General features: G+C 73.2%; 5 protein-coding genes and 1 pseudogene. 4 read left to right on the forward strand and 2 right to left on the reverse strand.

The features are described 5' to 3' along the window. Positions 1-312 (reverse strand): DUF2000 family protein (locus tag AC2W7G_RS10525; RefSeq protein WP_485868386.1); only part of this gene is annotated, 312 nt, incomplete at its 3' end. A gap of 48 nt (positions 313-360) precedes the next feature. Continuing rightward, positions 361-984 (reverse strand): L-threonylcarbamoyladenylate synthase, encoded by a 624-nt coding sequence (locus AC2W7G_RS10530; protein WP_485868387.1) that lies wholly within the window; start codon positions 982-984, stop codon positions 361-363. Between the two features lie 132 nt (positions 985-1,116). Between AC2W7G_RS10530 and AC2W7G_RS10535 the strand changes: the two genes are divergently transcribed. The 4 genes and pseudogenes from AC2W7G_RS10535 to AC2W7G_RS10550 form a co-directional block, all read left to right on the forward strand. After that, complete coding sequence (locus tag AC2W7G_RS10535; protein ID WP_485868388.1) at positions 1,117-1,899, forward strand: phosphoadenylyl-sulfate reductase; 783 nt, start codon at positions 1,117-1,119, stop codon at positions 1,897-1,899. Between the two features lie 11 nt (positions 1,900-1,910). Continuing rightward, positions 1,911-2,821: pseudogene (gene cysD / locus AC2W7G_RS10540) on the forward strand (sulfate adenylyltransferase subunit CysD). Then, positions 2,821-3,951 (forward strand): sulfate adenylyltransferase subunit 1, encoded by a 1,131-nt coding sequence (locus tag AC2W7G_RS10545; protein ID WP_485868389.1) that lies wholly within the window; start codon positions 2,821-2,823, stop codon positions 3,949-3,951. Before cysD ends, AC2W7G_RS10545 begins: the two are co-directional and overlap by 1 nt. Beyond that, on the forward strand, positions 3,852-4,077 hold a 226-nt coding region (locus tag AC2W7G_RS10550; protein WP_485868390.1), incomplete at its 3' end, for an elongation factor 1-alpha C-terminal domain-related protein. The genes AC2W7G_RS10545 and AC2W7G_RS10550, both read left to right, overlap by 100 nt.

A 4,077-nucleotide genomic window follows, 5' to 3' on the forward strand; every position in this document is an offset into this window, starting at 1 on the left:
GCCCGGGCGCGCAGCCGCGGCGAGCCGCGCGGGCTCGGCGCCCAGCACCGAGCAGCCCGCCCACGGCAGCCCGACATGGTCGGACCCGTCCGCGTCGCGGGCACCGGGCCCGAGCAGGCCGGTCACCGCGTCCTGGGTCGCCGCAACCAGGCACACCGCGGCGTTGACCGCCCGTCCGCGGGGCAGGGTCTCGTCGACGACCACGACCCACTTGAGCCGAGCGTCCCGGGTCGAGCCGTCCGTCCGGATCTCCTCCGGGGCGAACCCAAGCCCGAGGTCGCGGACGTGCGCACGTCGGTCGTGTACGAGCACATCCGCACCACGCCGGTCATCCCCGACCCGCAGGACTGAGCGGCGGCCTCACTCGAAGCGGGCCGGGTCCCCGGCGCCGACGCGCACGACCTCGGCCGTGCCCTCGGACAGGTCCACGACCGTCGTCGGCTCGCCGACCACCTCGTCGCCCGGGTCGATGATCGCGTCGACCTGGTTGTCCAGCGCCTCCTGGATCTCCCACGCCGTCGTCATGGCGGTGGTCTCGCCGGGCAGGATCAGCGTGGTCGACAGGATCGGCTCGCCCAGCTCGGCGAGCAGCGACGTGACGATCGGGTAGTCGGGGATGCGCACGCCCACGGTCTTCTTCTTGGGGTGCAGCAGCCGGCGCGGCACCTCGCGGGTGGCCGGGAGGATGAACGTGTAGGGGCCGGGCGTCGCGGACTTCACCGAGCGGAAGATGACGTTGTCCACGTGCACGAACTGGCCCAGCTGGGCGAAGTCGCGGCACACCAGCGTGAAGTGGTGCTTGTCGTCGAGCTTGCGGATCTCGCGGATGCGGTCGATCGCGTCCTTGTCGCCGAGCTGGGCGCCCAGGGCGTAGCCCGAGTCGGTCGGGTAGGCGATCAGCCCTCCCCCCCGGAGGATCTCCACGGCCTGGTCGACCGTTCGCTGCTGAGGGTTCGCGGGGTGGATGTCCAGGTAGCGGGCCATGCCTCGAGCGTAGGGCCCCCGACGCCCGGGCGACACCCCGCGCGCAGGCGTCCGTCCGCCATGCGGATCGTGCCCGGGACCCCGCTCGCCCGACCGTAGGCTGGGCGGAGCCGCAGACGAGGGGGCAAGCCGATGACCAGCACGTTCGCCGAGCAGCGTGAGCGCCAGCGCGTCCACGACGAGGCCCGCGCCCAGCACCACGCGGGACGCGACCTGGCGCCCCGGCGCGACGCCGCGACCCTGCGCGCGATCGCCGAGGAGGCGTCCGTGCGCCTGGCCGACGCCACGACCGACGAGGTGCTCGCCTGGGTGGCCGAGGAGTTCGGCTACCGCACCGCCGTCGCCTGCTCGATGCAGGACGCCGTCCTGCCCCACGTCGTCGCCCGGCACCTGCCCTGGGTCGACACCCTCTTCCTGGAGACCGGCTACCACTTCGCCGAGACGTCCGGCACGCGCGACGCCGTCGAGTCGGCCATGGAGCTGACCATCGTCGACGTCCTGCCGCGCCAGACGGTGGCCGAGCAGGACGCCGAGCACGGCCCGCGCCTGTACGAGCGCGACCCGGGCCTGTGCTGCGCGCTGCGCAAGGTCGAGCCGCTGACCCGCACGCTGGCCGAGTACGAGGTCTGGATCACCGGCGTGCGCCGCGACGAGGGCCCGACGCGCGCCGACACCCCGCTCGTCACCTGGGACGCCAAGAACCACCTGGTGAAGGTGAACCCGCTCGCCGCCTGGACGTTCGACGACCTGCTCGCGTACGCCGCCGAGCACGACGTGATCCTCAACCCGCTCATGGCCGACGGCTACCCGTCGATCGGCTGCGCCCCCTGCACGCGGCGCGTCGCCCCCGGCGAGGACCCGCGCGCCGGACGCTGGGCGGGCTTCGCCAAGACCGAGTGCGGCCTGCACACCTGACGAGAGAGCCGATGACCGACACCGACACCCGTCGCCTCACCCAGCTGCAGTGGCTGGAGTCCGAGGCGATCCACATCATCCGCGAGGTGGGCGCTGAGTTCGAGCGTCCCGTGCTGCTGTTCAGCGGCGGCAAGGACTCCGTCGTCATGCTGCACCTGGCGGTCAAGGCGTTCTGGCCGGCCCCGGTGCCGTTCGGCGTCCTGCACGTCGACACCGGGCACAACTTCCCCGAGGTGCTGGCCTTCCGCGACGCGACGGTCGAGCGCCTGGGCATCCGCCTCGAGGTCGCGCGCGTCCAGGACTACATCGACGACGGACGCCTGCGCGAGCGCGCCGACGGCACCCGCAACCCGCTGCAGACCCAGCCGCTGCTGGACGCCATCGCCCAGCACCGCTTCGACGCGGTCTTCGGCGCGGCCGCCGCGACGAGGAGAAGGCCCGCGCCAAGGAGCGCGTCTTCAGCCTGCGCGACGAGTTCGGCCAGTGGGACCCGCGCAACCAGCGGCCCGAGCTGTGGAACCTGTACAACGGCCGCCACCGCCCCGGCGAGCACGTGCGCGTCTTCCCGCTGAGCAACTGGACCGAGCTGGACGTCTGGCAGTACATCGCGCAGGAGAAGATCGAGCTGCCGAGCCTGTACTACGCCCACGAGCGCGAGGTGTTCGAGCGCGACGGCATGCTGCTGGCGGTCGGCGAGCACTCCCAGCCGCGCGACGGCGAGACCGTCGAGCGCCGCCAGGTGCGCTACCGCACGGTCGGCGACATGAGCTGCACCGGCGCGGTCGAGAGCGACGCGGTCACCGTGGCCGACGTCGTCACCGAGGTCGCGGCCACCCGGGTCACCGAGCGCGGCGCGACCCGCGCCGACGACCGGATGTCCGAGGCCGCCATGGAGGACCGCAAGAAGGAGGGCTACTTCTGATGAGCACGCTCCTGCGCCTGGCCACGGCCGGCTCGGTGGACGACGGCAAGTCCACGCTGGTCGGACGCCTGCTGTTCGACTCCAAGTCGGTGCTGGCCGACCAGTTCGACTCGATCGAGCGCGTCAGCCGCGACCGCGGCCTGGCCACCGCCGACCTCGCGCTGCTCACCGACGGACTGCGGTCCGAGCGCGAGCAGGGCATCACGATCGACGTCGCCTACCGCTACTTCGCCACGGCCGACCGGTCGTTCATCCTGGCCGACTGCCCCGGGCACGTGCAGTACACCCGCAACACGGTCACCGGCGCGAGCACGGCCGACGTGGTCGTGCTCCTCGTCGACGTCCGGCACGGCGTGCAGGAGCAGACCCGGCGCCACCTGGCCGTCGCGTCGCTGCTGCGCGTCCCGCACGTCGTCGTGGTGGTCAACAAGATCGACCTGGTCGACTTCGACGGCGCGACCTACGCCGACGTCGCCGAGCAGGTGCAGCAGACCGCCCGCGGACTCGGCCTGGCCGACGTCACGACGGTGCCGGTCTCCGCGCTCGAGGGCGACAACGTCGTCACCGCGTCCACGCGCACGCCCTGGTACGACGGCCCGACGCTGCTCGGGCTGCTCGAGACCCTCTCCCCCGTCGGCGATCCGGACGTCGAGCCGCTCCGGTTCCCGGTGCAGCTGGTCATCCGCCCGCAGTCGGCGGCCGACGAGCGCTTCCGCGACTACCGCGGCTACGCCGGGCAGGTGGCCTCGGGCCGCGTGCGCGTCGGCGACCCGGTCACGGCCCTGCCGAGCGGACGCACGTCCACGGTGGTCGGCATCGACACCGCCGATGGCGAGCTCACCGAGGCGTTCGCGCCCCAGTCCGTCACCCTGCGCCTGGCCGACGACATCGACCTGGCGCGCGGCGACCTGCTGGCCGGCTCCGACGACGTCCCGACCGCGACGCAGGACGTCGAGGGCACGCTGGCGTGGCTCTCCGACGCCCCGCTGCTCCCGGGCGCCGCGTGCTGGTCAAGCACGGCACCCGCACGGTGCAGGCGATCGTCCGCACCATCGACGGCGTCCTCGACCTGGACACCGCCTCGCTCGTGCCGGCGACGACGCTCAGCCTCAACGACATCGGCCACGTGACCCTGCGCCTGGCCCAGCCGGTGCCGGCCGAGCAGTACGCGCGCACGCGCAGCACCGGGGCGTTCCTCGTCGTCGACCCGCAGGAGGCCACACGCTGGCCGCCGGCATGGTCGGCGACGCGCTGCT

This window comes from Aeromicrobium sp. PFPM2_SD2, assembly GCF_057364525.1.

Bases quoted from the DNA above. Each gene is read 5' to 3' on its own strand.
- AC2W7G_RS10530 (WP_485868387.1), bottom strand. From the start codon at position 984: ATGGCCCGCTACCTGGACATCCACCCCGCGAACCCTCAGCAGCGAACG.
- AC2W7G_RS10535 (WP_485868388.1), top strand. From the start codon at position 1,117: ATGACCAGCACGTTCGCCGAGCAGCGTGAGCGCCAGCGCGTCCACGAC.
- AC2W7G_RS10545 (WP_485868389.1), top strand. From the start codon at position 2,821: ATGAGCACGCTCCTGCGCCTGGCCACGGCCGGCTCGGTGGACGACGGC.